The sequence below is a fragment of the Mycobacterium sp. SMC-17 genome (assembly GCF_045310915.1).
Taxonomy (GTDB): domain Bacteria; phylum Actinomycetota; class Actinomycetes; order Mycobacteriales; family Mycobacteriaceae; genus Mycobacterium.
The window spans coordinates 67330-81997 of sequence record NZ_JBJIAK010000028.1 but is presented as its reverse complement, the minus strand read 5'-3'; the positions used below and the strand labels follow the sequence as shown (position 1 = coordinate 81997).

The window sequence follows — 14668 nt, the reverse complement described above, 5'->3', positions numbered from 1 at the left end:
CGGCCGACAACCCGGCCACCCCGACCGGAACGGAGGTCGCCTGAAAAACACCAATCCACAGGTATTGACAATTACTCTTTCAAGCCAACGTTTCGTGCTGGCGTCGCTGCGGGCCAATGCCTGGCATGCGTTACTGCAGTAGATCTTCTGACTGCGCCTCACGAGTGGAGTGCCACAACCACGGCATGACCTCATGCGCGGACACTACGACGGGCCACCGACAAGCGGCTACGGCTATCTGAGCCCCCTGTCAGGATTGAACTGACGACCTTCTGTTTACAAGACAGATGCTCTACCACTGAGCTAAGGAGGCATGCGGTTCGAGCATGCCCGAACCGCCCAGAATCCTAACCCGTCAGCGTCACTGGCTGGATCCCGGCTGGTCCTGCCCATTCTGTTCGACGGCTTGCCGCGCGGCCGCGGCCTTGGCGGCGCGCTTGCCGCGTTGGCGGCTCAGTGGGATGCGCCCGGCGATGTTGCTCAGCGGATTCACCGCGTCGTTGAGCACCAGCACCGCGTCGTACAGCTTGTCGACGGTCGGAGCCAGCCCGGCGAGTACGGGGGCCAGCTGGTTGAGGTTGTCGACGACGTCGTTCAACTTCATCAGGGCACCGTCGGGTGCGGTGAGGACGTCGATCGCGCCGCCCTCGTCGAGCAGCCGTTCGGCGATACCGCCCTCGCTGAGCAGGCGGTCCACGAGGCCGCCGTCGGAGAGCATCTTGTCGACGGGCCCGCCGTCGCCGAGGAGGCGGTCGGCGATGCCGTCGGCGCGCAGCACGCGGTCGACGACGCCGTTGTCGGCCAACAGGCGATCGGCGATGCCACCTTCGCCGACCAACCGATCGGCGATGCCCTCCGGCCGCAGGACGCGGTCCACGATGCCGCCGTCGGCGAGCACCTGGTCCACGACGCCGCCTTCGGCGAGCCCACGGTCGGCCACCCCACCCGGGGCGAGCACCCTGTCGAGGATGCCGTCGGTGGACAACACGCGGTCGACGACGCCGCCGTCGGCGAGGACGCGGTCGGCCGGCCCACCCGGTTCGAGCAGCCGGTCGACGATGCCGCCCGAACTCAGCAGCCGGTCCACCACACCGCCGTCGGCGAGGACGCGGTCGGCCGGTCCGTCCTTGGCGATCAGGCGGGCGGCGATGCCGTCCTCACTGAGCACCCGGTCCACGACACCGTCGGGGGCGAGCACCTGTTCGGCGAAGCCGCCCGGGGCGAGCACGCGGGACAACGCGCCGTCGTCGGACGTCAACTGGTCGAGCAGGCCGCCGTCGAGCGTCAGCCGGTCGATGACGCCGCCGGGTGCCAAAGCCCGTGTCACGGCGCCGCCCTCGGCGGTCAGGCGGTCGAGGAGGCCGCCGTCCTGGCTGATCTGATCGACCAGGCCGCCTGGGCGGAGCAACCGGTCGAGGACGCCGCCCGGGGCGAGCGCCCGGCCGAGCGGAGCGTCGTCGTCGATCAGTCGGGTGAGGCGGCCGGCCCGGCTCAGCGCGTCGTCGAAGCCGAAGATGCGGCTCATGGACGGGGCGACGATGGCCGGCCCGCCGCCGTTGAGGCCGCGCTGAACGGCCGTGACGGTGTCGCCGGCGATCTCGAGGCCGACGCTGGCGATCTTGATCGGCGCCGCGGCCAGGTCTGACAGGGCTTTACCCACATCCATCGGCCAAGTGTATGGCGCCGGTCACATCTGATGTGCCCTGGTGCGGGAGGTCTGGCAAATGCCGCGCGACTCACAGTATCTTCACAGCCACCAGGCAGGGAGGATTTAAGGCCTGCGAGGACCATGGCTGCATGGCCATGGCTGCAGTTCCTGAGGCGACCCCCGAAGCGCGGATCCTGGTAGTCGACGACGAGACGAACATCGTCGAGCTGCTGTCGGTCAGCCTGAAGTTCCAGGGCTTCGAGGTGCACTCCGCCTCCAATGGCCCCGCCGCACTCGACAAGGCCCGCGAGGTCAAACCCGACGCGGTGATCCTCGACGTGATGATGCCCGGCATGGACGGGTTCGGTGTGCTGCGCCGGATGCGCGCCGACGGCATCGATGCGCCCGCCCTCTTCCTCACCGCCCGCGACAGCCTGCAGGACAAGGTGGCGGGCCTGACGCTCGGCGGCGACGACTACGTCACCAAGCCGTTCAGCCTCGAAGAGGTCGTGGCCCGGTTGCGGGTGATCCTGCGCCGCACCGGCCGCGGTGTCGAAGAGCCGCGCAGTGCCCGGCTGACGTTCGCCGACATCGAGCTCGACGAGGACACCCACGAGGTGTGGAAGGCCGGCGAACCGGTTTCGCTGTCGCCCACCGAGTTCACGCTGCTGCGCTACTTCATCATCAACGCGGGCACCGTGCTGTCGAAGCCGAAGATCCTCGACCACGTGTGGCGCTACGACTTCGGTGGTGACGTGAACGTCGTCGAGTCCTATGTGTCGTACCTGCGCCGCAAGATCGACACCGGCGAGAAGCGCCTGCTGCACACCCTGCGGGGTGTGGGTTACGTGCTCCGCGAGCCGCGGTGATGAGCGCTCGCGCGAAGAACAGAGTGCGCCGATGAGCGCTCGCGCGAAGAACAGACGGCGCTGAGACACTTTTGGGCGGACATCGCCAACAATGGAGTGATGACACGCCGACTGGGCGAGCGCAGCGACGGGAGATGGCGCGGTACCCGCGGCATTCCGCTGCGGGTGGGGCTGGTCGCCGCGATGGTGCTGCTCGCGGCCTGTGGTCTGCTGGCCTCCGGCCTCGCCGTCACCTCGATCATGCAGCACAGCCTGATCAACCGCGTCGACGAGACGCTGCTGGATGCCTCGCGCAGCTGGGCACAGGAACCGCGGCGCATCCCGGCCACGCCCATCGAAGGCCCGAACCCGGCGCGGCCGCCGTCGAACTTCTATGTCCGCGGGATCGACCCGGACGGGCGGGTGTGGATCGCCGTCAACGACAACGACGCGCAACCGGCGCTGCCGGACAGCAATGACGTCGGGCCCGTCCCGACGACGGTCGGCTCGATCCACCACTCCGACGTGAAATGGCGGGCCATGACGGTGCGCGGCCCGGCCGGGGAGTTGACGACCGTCGCGATCGACCTCTCCGACGTGGCGTCGACAGTGCGGGCACTGGCGTGGTCTCAGGTCGGCATCGGTGCTGCCGTGCTGTTGATCCTGGGCATCGCCGGGTACGTCGCGGTGCACCGCAGCCTGCGGCCCCTCGTCGAGGTGGAGCGGACGGCGGCCGACATCGCGGCGGGGCAGCTCGACCGCCGTGTTCCCGAGCGCGACTCACGCACCGAGGTCGGACGATTGTCGTTGGCGCTCAACGGAATGCTCGCGCAGATTCAGAACGCGGTGGCCTCGTCGGAGCAATCGGCGGAGACCGCGCGCACGTCCGAGGAGCGCATGCGGCGCTTCATCACCGACGCCAGCCACGAGCTGCGGACGCCGCTGACCACCATCCGCGGATTCGCCGAGCTGTACCGGCAGGGCGCCGCCAGCGACGTCGAGATGCTGATGAGCCGCATCGAGAGCGAGGCCCGGCGCATGGGTCTGCTGGTCGAGGACTTGCTGCTGCTCGCGCGGCTGGACCAGCAGCGGCCACTGGAGCAGCGGCCCGTCGACCTGCTGATCCTGGCGACAGACGCGGTGCACGACGCGCGGTCCATCGCACCGCGGCGGACGGTGTCGCTGGAGTTGTTGGACGGGCCCGGCACGCCGGAGGTCCTGGGCGACGAAGCGCGGCTGCGCCAGGTACTGGGCAACCTGATGATGAACGCCGTGCAGCACACGCCGGAGACCGGCGGCATCACGGTGCGCGTCGGCACCGTCGACGGCGACGCGGTGCTCGAGGTCTGCGATCAGGGCCCCGGCCTGTCGGCCGAGGACGCCCACCGCATCTTCGAACGCTTCTACCGCACCGACTCCTCACGAACCCGGACCAGCGGCGGCACGGGCCTCGGGCTGTCGATCGTCGACTCGCTGGTGCGGGCGCACGGCGGCGTCGTCACGGTGACCACCGCGCCGGGCCAGGGCTGCCGATTCACGGTGCGCCTGCCACGTATCGGCGATGCGGCCGACTCAGCCGACGGCGCCGAATCGGCCGAATCAGCCGACGGTGGCGAGGGCAGCGATGATCTTGGCCTGAGCCTCGTCGAGTGATTCCGGCGACGGGTTGCGGTCGACGTTGGCGAACCCGAAGTCGGACAGGTTGCGGGCCGGGAACACGTGCACGTGCAGGTGTGGCACCTCGAGCCCGGCGATGATGACGCCGGCGCGCTCGGTGTCGAAGGCCGAGCACACGGCGCGACCGATCTTCTGCGACACCGCCATCACCTTGTTGAACAGTTCGGGATCCAGGTCCTGCCAGTTGTCCACCTCGGCCCGGGGCACGACCAGGGTGTGACCCTGCGTCATGGGCTCGATGGTCAGGAACGCGACGACGTCGTCGTCCTCGTAGACGAATCGGCCCGGCAGGTCGCGGTTGATGATCATGGTGAAGACGGACGGCATGGTCCCAGCCTATTGCGCGACGCGGGTGCCCGACAGCCAGGGCTCGATGTCCCTGGCGAAGGGACTGTCGCCGATGGCCTCGTAGTCCTGCTGAAAAGCGTCCGCTGTCAAGTGCTTTCGCGGATTTCGGCCGGTCCCGACAAATCCCGCGAGCTCGAAGTCGAGGGCGCCGGACAATGACCTGTTGCCGCCGAAGTAGACGGCGCGTTTGACGGCCGCGATGGCGTAGGGCGAGCGGCGGGACAGGCGCTGCGCGGTGGCATAGACGTCGTCGAGCAATCCCTCGGCAGGGGCGAGCCGGTGCACGATGCCCGCGTCGAGTGCCTCACGCGCGGTCAGCGGGCGGCCTTCCAGCATGTGCTCCAGCGCGGCGGACATCCCGAGCATGGCCGGAAGTCGTTGGCTCCCACCGCCTCCCGGCACGAGGCCGGCCAGAATCTCGATCAGCCCGATACGGACCTGGTCGGCGTCGGCCGCGATGCGCAGGTCGCAGAACAGCGCGAGTTCGAACCCACCGCCGAGGGCGGTGCCGTTGATGGCCGCGATATAGACGACGCCCGACCGGTTCATCCGGGTGATGGTCCGCTTGAGGATGGCGCTGTAGACGATGCCGGTGCCCCAGTCGCCGCCACGGGTCTCGGTGGCCTTGAGCAGGGCGGGCACCCGCATGGCGGCATTGTTCAGCTTGATGGACCAGGTCACCGCGCGCGACGGCAGTGGCGGCGTCGCCATCTGGAAGAACAGTTGGACCTGTTCGGGTTCGGAGTGCGAGATGAACTTGTCACCGGTGCCGGTCAGGACGACGGCGCCGACCGACGGGTCCTGATCCGCGGCACGCGTGAGCCGGTCCATGTCCTTGACCAGCCGCAGTGACAGGAAATGGTTCGGCGGGTCGTCGAACCGCGCGGTGAGGACGCGGCCGTCCTGGTGCAGCGTCAGGGTTTCCAGGTTGAGTTCGGCGGTGCGTACCGGGGCTCGTCGTGGCACGGCGTCTTCCTAGGAGTTCACGGTCTGGACCAGGGCGGGGATGGGCCCGTCCGGCACGATGGTGAGCGGCGCGGTGATGGGGAACGTCGCTTCGCGCGACGTCAGCCGGCAGTGCCGGACGATCGACGCGAGCTCCAGGGTCGCCGCGGTCAGGGCGAAGAACTCGCCGATGCACGACCGCGGCCCACCGCCGAACGGCAGGAACTGCCACTGCATGCGCGAACGGCCGCCGCTGAACCGGTCGGGATCGAATTCCAATGGGCGGTCCCATAATTGCGGGTCACGATGCATGGCGTAGACGCCGACCATGAGCATGCTGCCGGCCTCGACGCGGAAGCCGTCGACGGCCATGTCCTGCCGCGCGATGCGCATCACCGCGGGCGTCGGGCCGCCCAGCCGCAGGGCCTCCTGGATGACGCTGACGGTGTAGGGCAGGTGGCTGCGCGGATTGGTTCGCAGCGCCGTCTCGTCGACCGCGGCGACCTCGGCCGCGACCCGGTCGGAGATCTCAGGATGACGGCCGAGTGCCCACAGGGCGTAGGCGAGCGTCGTCGCGGTGGTCTCCAGTCCGGAGGCCAGGAAGATGACGAGCTCGTGGCAGATTTCCTCGTCGGTCAACGGTTCCGCGGTCTCGGGGTCGCGGGCCTCCATCATGGCTCGGACCAGGGGCGCGCTCAGCTGCGGATCGGCGCGGCAGTCCTGCAGGATCTGCGCGGCGAGGTCGTGCGCCACCTTGTTGAACCTGACCGCGAAGCGTCGTTCCCGGGTCGGGACCCAGCTCGGCAGCTTCACCGGCGCGCGGCCCCGGTCGGCGATGTACTTGCTGATCCGGCGCAGCGGATCGACCAATTCGTCTGTGTACGAACCCGGTTCGAAACCCATGATGGTGCGGCCGAGCACTCGCATGGTGATCCGCCGGCTCTCCTGGTCGAGGTCGATCTCGGACCCGTCGCGCCACGAGGTCGCGGCGTCGGTGGCGATGTCGTACATCTGCTCGTTGAGTTCGGCGATGCGCGCGGTGGTGAACACCGGTTGCAGCATTCGGCGCCGCCCGACCCATTCCTTGTGGCTGAAGTTCAGCAGCGAGCCGCCGTTGAGCTTCTGCTGTTCGGTCATGAACGGGAAGTCACGGTCGACGGCCGGGTACGTGGCGGTCAGGACGTCGCGGGCACCCTGCGGCGAGGTGACGGCGATGATCGGCGGCATCATCCACTTCGGCGCGATGCGCACGGTGGTGACCGGGCCGCCGGCGTCGCGGAACGTCTCACATCCACTGTGCGCCACCTGGATCGCGGCGATGCGCTCGCGCAGACTCAAAGGTACGTCGGGGGCGAGGGGCAGCCGGGCGACGTCCGGTGCGTCGGTTGACACGGTCGGCTCCTGTCGTCAGATGTCGTACCGGACACCGGTGTGGTGTTCGGCGGCAACCCAATTCGCGGTCATCAGGGCCGGGTCGGTGGCCGCGCGTCCGGCTTTGGCCGGCGCCGGTAGTCCGCGCATCCCGAAGAACCGGTCGGGTCCGTAGTAGCCGCCGCCGACAACGTCGTCCGCGGCGGCGGCGTAGGTGATCGAGAGGGCCGCGACGTCGGCCGCCTGGCCGATGGCGCGGCACGAGGCGCGCCACGAGAGGTCGCCCCACTTGCGGCCCGAGTGCATGCCGGCGTCGGTGTCGGCCCAACCGGGTTGTGCGGATAACGATTTCACCGTGCTGCCGGCGGCTGTCAGGCGGCGCTGCAGTTCATTGGCGAACAGTAGGTTGGCCAGCTTGGCCTGGCAGTACCCGTCGAACGCGGAGTAGCGACGGGTACGCCAGCCCGGATCGGCGGGCATGAGCTGGCCGAATCCCGGCCGCCCGACGAACTCGTGCGCGCGGCTGGTGACCACCACGACGCGATCGGTGATCCGGTCCAGGATCCGGCCGACCAACGCGAAATGCCCGAGATGGTTGATGCCGGTGTGCAATTCGAAACCGTCGGCGGTCAGGCCGTAGGGCACGTGACAGACGCCGGCCAGCGCGATGACGGCGTCGACGGGGCCGCAGGATGCCGCCGCGGACTTGACGGAGTCCAGGCTGGCCAAGTCGAGGTTCAGAGTCTCTGCGGCAGAACCGATTTCGGTGGCCAGTGCCTCGGCCTGTGCGGGACGGCGGCACGCCAGGATGACCCGGGCGCCGGCGGCCGCCAGGTGTCGCGCGGTGGCGGCACCGAGGCCGCCGTTGGCGCCGGTGATCAGGATCGTGCGGCCGGTCTGGTCAGGAATGTGGGCGCTGAGCCAGTCTTCGGCGCCGGTCGACCGCGCCATCTAGCCGCGGGCCCACTTGGGCTGGATGAAGACGCCTTCGGCTTCGATGGTGACGCCCTGGTCGTCGGCGATGTGGGCGACCCCGTAGGCCTTGAAGCCCTCGGTGCGCACGATGCGGGCCTCGGCCCGCAGCTTGCCCAGCGGGGTGGGTCGCACGTACTTCACGTTGATGGTGCCGGTGAACCGGGTGGTGCCGTCGTTCGACGCCACCTCACCCAGCACGTGGTCGAGGATCATGGCGCAGACGCCGCCGTGCGCGTGGTTGGGCGGGCCCTCGTAGGCGGCGCCGAGAGAGAACTCGGACCAGACGTAGTCGGTGGCCTCGAGGACGACCGTCAGCGGCGGCGCGACCGGGTTCCGCAGGCCCACAACGGCATTGGTCCACGGCAGCCATTCGCCTTCGGTGGTGAAGCGCAGGCCCCACGTCTTCTCCAGTTGCTTGGAGCGCAAACGCGCGGTGGCCGAATCGATTTCGGCTTTCGCGGCCGCGATGACGTCGGCATCGGCGTCGCTGCGGGCGGTCGCGTCCATCAGTTCGCGGACCGACTGGGTCAGGGGCTCGAATACGGAACGGAGGCGCTGCGCTTCCTCCGGGCTGAGGGTGTCGGTGCTGAAGTCGAGCATGTCGCTACTAGAACATGTTCTACCGGATGCTGTCGAGCCCAAAGTTTGCTGCGACGTCGGCCGCTGGTTTGCCACGGCGACGGGCTCCACTGAATTGACTGCGCGGTCAACGGGCCGATTCATGGCGTCGGCGGGTGGCGTTCGAAACGGTGTTATCGGTTGTGCGCCAACGTCGTTCCGACTGTGACCGGGGTTACACCGACCCATGCCATATGCAAATATTGAAACAAGTTCTAACTAGTTCGCTAAATTCATAATTAACGCTGTTGACGTGGATATTTACGCTTCTGGAATATAGACCGCGTCCGATTCGCGTGCTACAAACTATTGCCGTTAGTCGCTGGCATCAGCACAACGAAGAACAGCCATGCCGTTATGTCCGCGCGCTCACGACAGTTCTGGGCAGTCTGCGGATTGCGCGGTGCCGTACGCGGACGTCGTTGCCGAGGAGGGCAAGAACCTTGACCAATCCCGTAGTCGTTGCGTATGCGCGAACCCCGTTCACGCGTTCGCTGGTAGGTGGACTGGCCAACGTTTCCGAGTTCGACCTCGCCAGCACCGTGATCCGCGAGGTCATCAACCGCTCGGGTGTCGACCCCGAACTGATCGACAACATCGTGCTCGGTGAGGTGCTGCAGGGCGGCGGATGTATTGCCCGCTACTCGGCCCTCGACATGGGACTGCCGCTGGACACTCCCGCCGTCGCGATCGGCGGTTGGTGTGCGTCGGGAATGATGGCGATGCACCAGGCGGTCGCGACCATCAAGGCGGGCATGGGCAAGTGCGTCATCGCCGGCGGCCTGAACACGCCCTCGGCGTCGCCGCTGGCCGGTCCGCACTTCGCGGCCACCGGCATCACCGACACCCAGATCGCCCCGATGCATCCGGGCATCGGCGAGATGCCCGCGCTCGACCTGGCCCGGACGCTCGGCGAAGGCACGGCGCGGCAGTACGGCCTGACGCGTCAAGAGGTCGACGAGTGGTCCGCGCGGGCGCACACGCTGGCCTCGGACGCCATCGAGGGCGGTGTCCTGGACACCGAGAAAGTCGCGGTAAGCGTCGACGGCACAGAGGTTTTCGCCGACGAGCTGCCGTGCCGCGAATTCAACATGACCAACCTCTCGGCACTGACGTCGTTCCTCGGCGAGGACTGCACGGTGACGCCCGGCAACCAGACGGGCCTGACCGACGGCGCCGCCGCGATGATGATCTGCGACCCTGACTTCGCGAGCCGCCACGGCCTCACTCCGCTGGCGGAGATCATCGGCTGGTCGGTCGTCGGTTCGGAGCCCGAGCGCGCCACCGATGCGGCGATCACCGCCACCCGGCGTGCCCTGGACGGCGCCGGCGTCAGCACCGAAGCTGTCGACCTGTACTACGTCCACGACTCCTACGCCTCGATCGGCATCGCCTACGAGCGCTCGCTGAACATCAGCCGCGACCGGCTCAACGTGCACGGCGGCGGCCTGGCACTCGGCCACCCGTACGGCGCCTCCGGTACGCGCGTGGCCGGCACCTTGATCAACGAACTGCAGCGCCGCGGCGGCGGCATCGGCGCGGGCGCGATCGTCAGCGCGGGTGGCCTGGGTGCCGCCGTCGTGCTCAACGTCTTCCCGAAGGCTGCGTGACCCGGGCGATGCTCGATCTGATCTCGCGCGCGGTGATCGCCGCGCCCAAACGGATTCTCGTCGCCACCGTCCTGCTGATGTCGGTCTTCGGCATCCTGTCCGCGCCCGTCGCGGATCTGCTCGGCGCCGGCGGCTTCACCGACCCCGACGCTCAGTCGAACCGCGCCAACAAGGTACTCACCGAAGAGTTCCATCGCGGCTTCGTGAACCTGAACCTGCTGGTGCAGGCCAGAGACCCGGGGGTGCCGGTGACCGCTGCTCCTCAGCGGGCTGCGGTCGACCGGTTGGTGACCGAGCTGCGCGGCACCGAACACGTCGCGCGGGTGCTGTCGCCGTTCGAGGCGCCCGATCCGGTCGCGGCCGGCCTGGTGAGCAAGGATGGGCGCTCGGCCCTGGTCATCGCCTTCATGGACGGCAACGAGACCACCGGCATCGCGTCCTCCACCGCATTGGTGGAACGCTATGTCGGGCAACGCGATCCGGGCCTCACCATCTCGGCAGGCGGTCCCGGTGCGGTGTACTCCGCCGTCAACGAGCAGAGCCGGCACGACCTGACCCTCAGCGAGGCCATCGTGCTGCCGCTGACGTTCCTGGTCTTGGTGTGGGTCTTCGGCGGCGTGGTCGCGGCCCTCGTGCCGCTCGCGGTCGGGGCCTTCGCGATCTCGGGTTCGGTTGCAATCCTTCGGGTTCTGGCCGAGTTCGTCGACGTCTCGGTGTTCGCGCTCAACCTCGCCGTGGCGCTCGGCCTGGCCCTGGCGATCGACTACTCGCTGCTGTTGGTGAGCAGATACCGCGAAGAGATCGGCGACGGCTCTCATCCCGACGAGGCGTTGCGGCGCACCATGCGCACCGCGGGCCGCACGGTGGTGTTCTCGGCGGCGACGGTCGCGCTGTGCCTGGCGACCATGGCGGTCTTCCCGATGTACTTCCTGCGGTCGTTCGCGTACGGCGCGGTATCGGTGGTGGCCATGGCCGCACTCGCGGCGCTCGTCATCACGCCGGCCGCCATCCGCGTCGCCGGCAAGCGGATCGGCAAGCCGGGCCAGCGGGGACCGCTCACCGAATCACGGTGGTACACCTGGACGCACGCCGTGATGCGCCGTCCCAGGATCGCCGCCGCCGTCACCCTGATTCCGCTCGTGATCGTCGGACTGCCGTTCCTCAACATCAAGTTCGGCTTCCCCGACGACCGCATCCTGCCGACCACATCGTCGGCCCGGCAGGTGGGCGACCATATGCGCAGCGACTTCACGCAGGACGCCGGTCTGCCGGTGCACATCGTGCTGTTGCACGGCAACGGGTCCCGTGACAACGCCGCCATCGACGCCTACGCCGCCGAGCTGTCCAAGGTGCCGACCGTGGTGGCCGCGGCCGGACCGGGTGCCACCTATGCCGGTGGCCGGGCGATCGGGCCAGCCGGGCACGAAGCCGGCACCGGGAAAGACGCCAGCTTCCTGACCGTCACCACCACGACGCTGCCGTTCAGCGCGGCGTCCGACGAAGCGCTGGACCGGCTGCACGCCGTGCCGCCGCCGGCCGGGATGACGCCGCTGTTCACGGGCGCCGCGCAGTCGAACCGCGACGGCGTCGAGGCCATCGCGAGCCGGGTGCCGACGATGCTCGGGTTGATCGCCGTGGTGATGTTCGTCCTGCTGTTCCTGCTCAGCGGCAGCGTGATCATCCCGCTGAAAGCGTTGGTGCTCAACGCCTTGTCGCTCACCGCGACATTCGGGGCGCTGGTGTGGATCTTCCAGGAGGGGCATCTCGGCGGGCTGGGGACCACGGTCGTGGGCACCCTGGTGTCGACCATGCCGGTGCTGATGTTCTGCGTCGCCTTTGGACTGTCGATGGACTACGAGGTGTTCATCATCGCCCGCATCCGCGAATTCTGGCTCGCCTCGGACAAATCCGATGCGGCCGGCCGTGAGTCGGTGGCTCTCGGCCTGGCCGGAACCGGCCGGATCGTCACCGCCGCGGCGCTCGTCATGGCCATCACGTTCGCCGGCCTGATCGCTTCGCAGGTGTCGTTCCTGCGCATCTTCGGGTTCGGGCTGGCGGTCGCGATCCTGGTGGACGCCATCGTGATCCGGACCATCCTGCTCCCGGCCGTCATGGTGCTGCTGGGCAAGGCCAACTGGTGGGCGCCCGCTCCGCTGGCGCGGCTGCATGCCCGCATCGGCCTGAATGAGGGGGCACCGTCCAGCAATTCGTCGGTTCCAGCGGAAGTCGGGTGATGAATCAGATGGAAACCCGCAGTCTGCTGCTGACGGGCGCCACCTCCGGGCTGGGGCTCGGACTGGCGAAACGGATCGTGGGAACGCCGGGCTGGCACTTCGTGCTGCCCGTCCGGAACGCCGAGCGGGGCGAGGAACTCAAGGCGCTGCTCGGTGAGCGTGCCGCTGCCGGCACCACCCACATCGTGGTGTGCGACCAGGGTTCACAGGAAAGCGTGCGTCGCGCTTCCGAGGAGATCGCCCGCCTGGTGGCGGAGGGCGTCATCCCGCCGCTCAGCACTGTCGTGCTCAACGCCGCGGTGCTGCGCAACGACGCCCATGAACTCAGCCCCGACGGTATCGAATTGACCGTCGCCACCAATCTTTTCGGCCCGCACGCGTTGCTGGCGCGGATCAGTCCGCAGCTGGCCGCGGATGCCCGGATCATGATCGTCGGGTCCCCGACCATTCGCCAGACGCTGTTCCAGCGGCTGGCGCGGGTGAAGACCGCGGAATGGCAGCCGCTCGCCGAGCAGTGCCTGCCCAGCGATGACGGTGTCCAGGCCTACGCGCGCACCAAGCTCGGCCTGTTCTATCTGTCGCGCGCGGCGGGGCAGCTGGTGCCCGAAGGGATGTCCGCGGCGTACTTCGATCCGGGCGTGATGCCGGGCACGAACATTCTGCGGGAACGCGGCACGTTCAGCCAGGTGTACTGGCGCCGGGTGCTCCCGTACATCGCGTGGACGTTCGGCGGGGTCACCGTCGGCCGCGGTGCGCGGTCGATGTACCCCTATGTGCTGCACCAGAAGTCGATGGGGGACAGCGGCTTCCTCTCGGTCAAATGGGGCAAGCGCGCACCCGCCGTCGACCCCGCGCGGGTGCACGAATACTTCGTCGAAGCCAACGACATCACCGGGATCGGTGAGGCCGACGCCGCGCCGTGGTGGTCGCAACCGGACCGCCTGCTCGGCCGGCCGGTCGGGCCGCGCGCCTGATGGCACCGCGCAAGTCACTGGTGATGGGAGCCAGTGGCTTCCTCGGCTCGCACGTCACGCGCCAGCTGGTCGAGCGCGGCGACGACGTCCGGGTGCTGCTGCGGGAGACCAGCTCGACCCGCGGCATCGACGATCTCGACGTCGAGCGTTGCTACGGAGACATTTTCGACGACGACGCGGTGCGGGCCGCCATGTGCGATCGGGACGTCGTCTTCTACTGCGTCGTCGACGCCCGGGCCATGCTGCCGGACCCGGCGCCGTTGTTCCGGACCAACGTCGACGGACTGCGGCGGGTGCTGGACGTCGCGGTGGACGCCGACCTCGACAAGTTCGTGTTCGTCAGCACGATCTGCACCATCGCCGTCAGCGATGACGGCTCCGTCGTCACCGAGGACACGCCGTTCAACTGGGCCGACAAGGGTGGCGACTACGTCCGATCACGGCGTGCCGCAGAGCAACTCGTGCTGGATGCGGTGGCGCAGCGGGGGCTGCCGGCCGTCGCGATGTGTGTGTCGAACACCTATGGCCCGCGGGACTGGCAGCCGACGCCGCACGGCGAGATCGTGGCGCGTACCGCGGCCGGCCGGATGCGGTTCTATGCCGCTGATGCGGCCGCGGAAGTGGTCGGTATCGAGGACGCCGCCCGGGCGCTGCTGCTGGCCGCCGAGCACGGCCGCGTCGGTGAGCGCTACATCATCTCGGAGAGCTACCTGCCGCTGCGCACCATCCTCGAGACGGCGGCCGACGAAACCGGTGTGCGGCCACCGCGATTCGGGGTGCCCAAGGCCGCGATGTACGCCGGTGCCTACGCCACGGAGCCGCTGCGCGCGGTGCGCCCGGGCAAGATTCCGCCGCTGGTCACCATCACGCGGCTGCTGCACATGACGTCACCGGCCGACAACAGCAAGGCGCGGCGGGAGCTGGGCTGGGAACCGGAGCCGACGGTGAACGCGATTCGCCGCGCGGCCCGGTTCTACGCCGACAATCAGTTGGCCTGATCGGCCGGTTGCTCGAACTTCATGGCCTCGAGGTTCCAGTACCCGCGCAGGTTGGTGATGAGCCCCTCGGCATTGACCTTGTAGGTGAACACGCCGCGGACGCTGGCCACGAAGCCGTTCGGAAATTCGGTGCGCAACACCAGGATGTAGGCGATCTCGTCGGGCGAGCTCGACGGGAACGTCTCCTCGCACGTGACCGTCAGCTGGTTCGGGCCGATGTTGGTGTCGTAGAACGCGGCGAGCGCCTCCTTGCCCTTCACTCCCGTGCCGTCGGGGTTGGTGACGGCCTCGCCGATCGGGTCTTCGACAACGATGTCGTCGGCCATCAGGGCCAGCCAGCCCTCGCGGTCGTGGCTCTGCACGCATCGCCACGACGACTGCGAGGCGATGACAACGGGACTGTCGGACAAGGGTTTTCCTCC

13 protein-coding genes, 1 tRNA gene and 1 pseudogene are annotated in these 14668 nt (G+C 68.6%); 6 read left to right on the top strand and 9 right to left on the bottom strand.

The window, feature by feature from the left end:
• Positions 1 to 78 precede the first annotated feature (78 nt).
• The 3 genes and pseudogenes from ACJH7A_RS18525 to ACJH7A_RS18515 form a co-directional block, all read right to left on the bottom strand.
• Positions 79 to 195: pseudogene (locus ACJH7A_RS18525) on the bottom strand (HNH endonuclease); the annotation flags it as partial.
• Between the two features lie 46 nt (positions 196 to 241).
• Positions 242 to 313, bottom strand: a tRNA-Thr gene (locus ACJH7A_RS18520).
• Positions 314 to 361: 48 nt separating this feature from the next.
• Positions 362 to 1666 carry a hypothetical protein gene (locus tag ACJH7A_RS18515; RefSeq protein ID WP_406802504.1) on the bottom strand — a complete coding sequence of 435 codons (1305 nt, stop codon included), beginning with the start codon at positions 1664 to 1666 and terminating at the stop codon, positions 362 to 364.
• 131 nt (positions 1667 to 1797) lie between these two features.
• Between ACJH7A_RS18515 and ACJH7A_RS18510 the strand changes: the two genes are divergently transcribed.
• Together ACJH7A_RS18510 and ACJH7A_RS18505 are read left to right on the top strand one after the other, a co-directional pair.
• Positions 1798 to 2517: a response regulator transcription factor gene (locus ACJH7A_RS18510; RefSeq protein WP_020098732.1), complete on the top strand. Its 720-nt coding sequence runs from the start codon at positions 1798 to 1800 to the stop codon at positions 2515 to 2517.
• 99 nt (positions 2518 to 2616) lie between these two features.
• Entirely contained in the window at positions 2617 to 4149 is a 1533-nt protein-coding gene (locus tag ACJH7A_RS18505) for a HAMP domain-containing sensor histidine kinase (protein ID WP_318984647.1), read from the top strand.
• Here the strand turns inward: ACJH7A_RS18505 and ACJH7A_RS18500 are convergent.
• Genes ACJH7A_RS18500 through ACJH7A_RS18480 form a run of 5 tightly spaced genes read right to left on the bottom strand, consistent with a single transcriptional unit; the run spans position 4096 to position 8412 of the window.
• Positions 4096 to 4500, bottom strand: coding sequence for an HIT family protein (locus ACJH7A_RS18500; RefSeq protein WP_212808180.1), 405 nt, complete (start codon positions 4498 to 4500; stop codon positions 4096 to 4098). The two genes, ACJH7A_RS18505 and ACJH7A_RS18500, sit on opposite strands and share 54 nt — an antisense overlap.
• A 9-nt stretch (positions 4501 to 4509) precedes the next feature.
• Positions 4510 to 5487, bottom strand: coding sequence for an enoyl-CoA hydratase/isomerase family protein (locus ACJH7A_RS18495; protein WP_318984646.1), 978 nt, complete (start codon positions 5485 to 5487; stop codon positions 4510 to 4512).
• 9 nt (positions 5488 to 5496) lie between these two features.
• Positions 5497 to 6858 carry a cytochrome P450 gene (locus ACJH7A_RS18490; protein ID WP_318984645.1) on the bottom strand — a complete coding sequence of 454 codons (1362 nt, stop codon included), beginning with the start codon at positions 6856 to 6858 and terminating at the stop codon, positions 5497 to 5499.
• A 15-nt stretch (positions 6859 to 6873) separates the two neighbouring features.
• Positions 6874 to 7788 carry an SDR family NAD(P)-dependent oxidoreductase gene (locus ACJH7A_RS18485; protein WP_406802503.1) on the bottom strand — a complete coding sequence of 305 codons (915 nt, stop codon included), beginning with the start codon at positions 7786 to 7788 and terminating at the stop codon, positions 6874 to 6876.
• Entirely contained in the window at positions 7789 to 8412 is a 624-nt protein-coding gene (locus ACJH7A_RS18480; RefSeq protein ID WP_406802502.1) for a PaaI family thioesterase, read from the bottom strand.
• A 461-nt stretch (positions 8413 to 8873) separates the two neighbouring features.
• Here ACJH7A_RS18480 and ACJH7A_RS18475 point away from each other — a divergent pair, with 461 nt between their 5' ends.
• The 4 genes from ACJH7A_RS18475 to ACJH7A_RS18460 are packed head-to-tail and all read left to right on the top strand — an operon-like array spanning position 8874 to position 14246.
• Positions 8874 to 10040, top strand: a complete 1167-nt coding sequence (locus tag ACJH7A_RS18475; protein ID WP_406802501.1) for a thiolase family protein — start codon at positions 8874 to 8876, stop codon at positions 10038 to 10040.
• Complete coding sequence (locus tag ACJH7A_RS18470) at positions 10037 to 12274, top strand: MMPL family transporter (protein WP_406802500.1); 2238 nt, start codon at positions 10037 to 10039, stop codon at positions 12272 to 12274. Before ACJH7A_RS18475 ends, ACJH7A_RS18470 begins: the two co-directional genes overlap by 4 nt.
• Positions 12274 to 13248 (top strand): SDR family NAD(P)-dependent oxidoreductase, encoded by a 975-nt coding sequence (locus ACJH7A_RS18465; RefSeq protein ID WP_406802499.1) that lies wholly within the window; start codon positions 12274 to 12276, stop codon positions 13246 to 13248. Before ACJH7A_RS18470 ends, ACJH7A_RS18465 begins: the two co-directional genes overlap by 1 nt.
• Positions 13248 to 14246: an NAD-dependent epimerase/dehydratase family protein gene (locus tag ACJH7A_RS18460; RefSeq protein ID WP_406802498.1), complete on the top strand. Its 999-nt coding sequence runs from the start codon at positions 13248 to 13250 to the stop codon at positions 14244 to 14246. The genes ACJH7A_RS18465 and ACJH7A_RS18460 overlap by 1 nt, the downstream gene beginning before the upstream one ends.
• Here the strand turns inward: ACJH7A_RS18460 and ACJH7A_RS18455 are convergent.
• A complete protein-coding gene (locus ACJH7A_RS18455) occupies positions 14234 to 14656 on the bottom strand; it encodes a nuclear transport factor 2 family protein (RefSeq protein ID WP_406802497.1) in 423 nt (140 codons plus the stop codon). The two genes, ACJH7A_RS18460 and ACJH7A_RS18455, sit on opposite strands and share 13 nt — an antisense overlap.
• Positions 14657 to 14668: the final 12 nt, after the last annotated feature.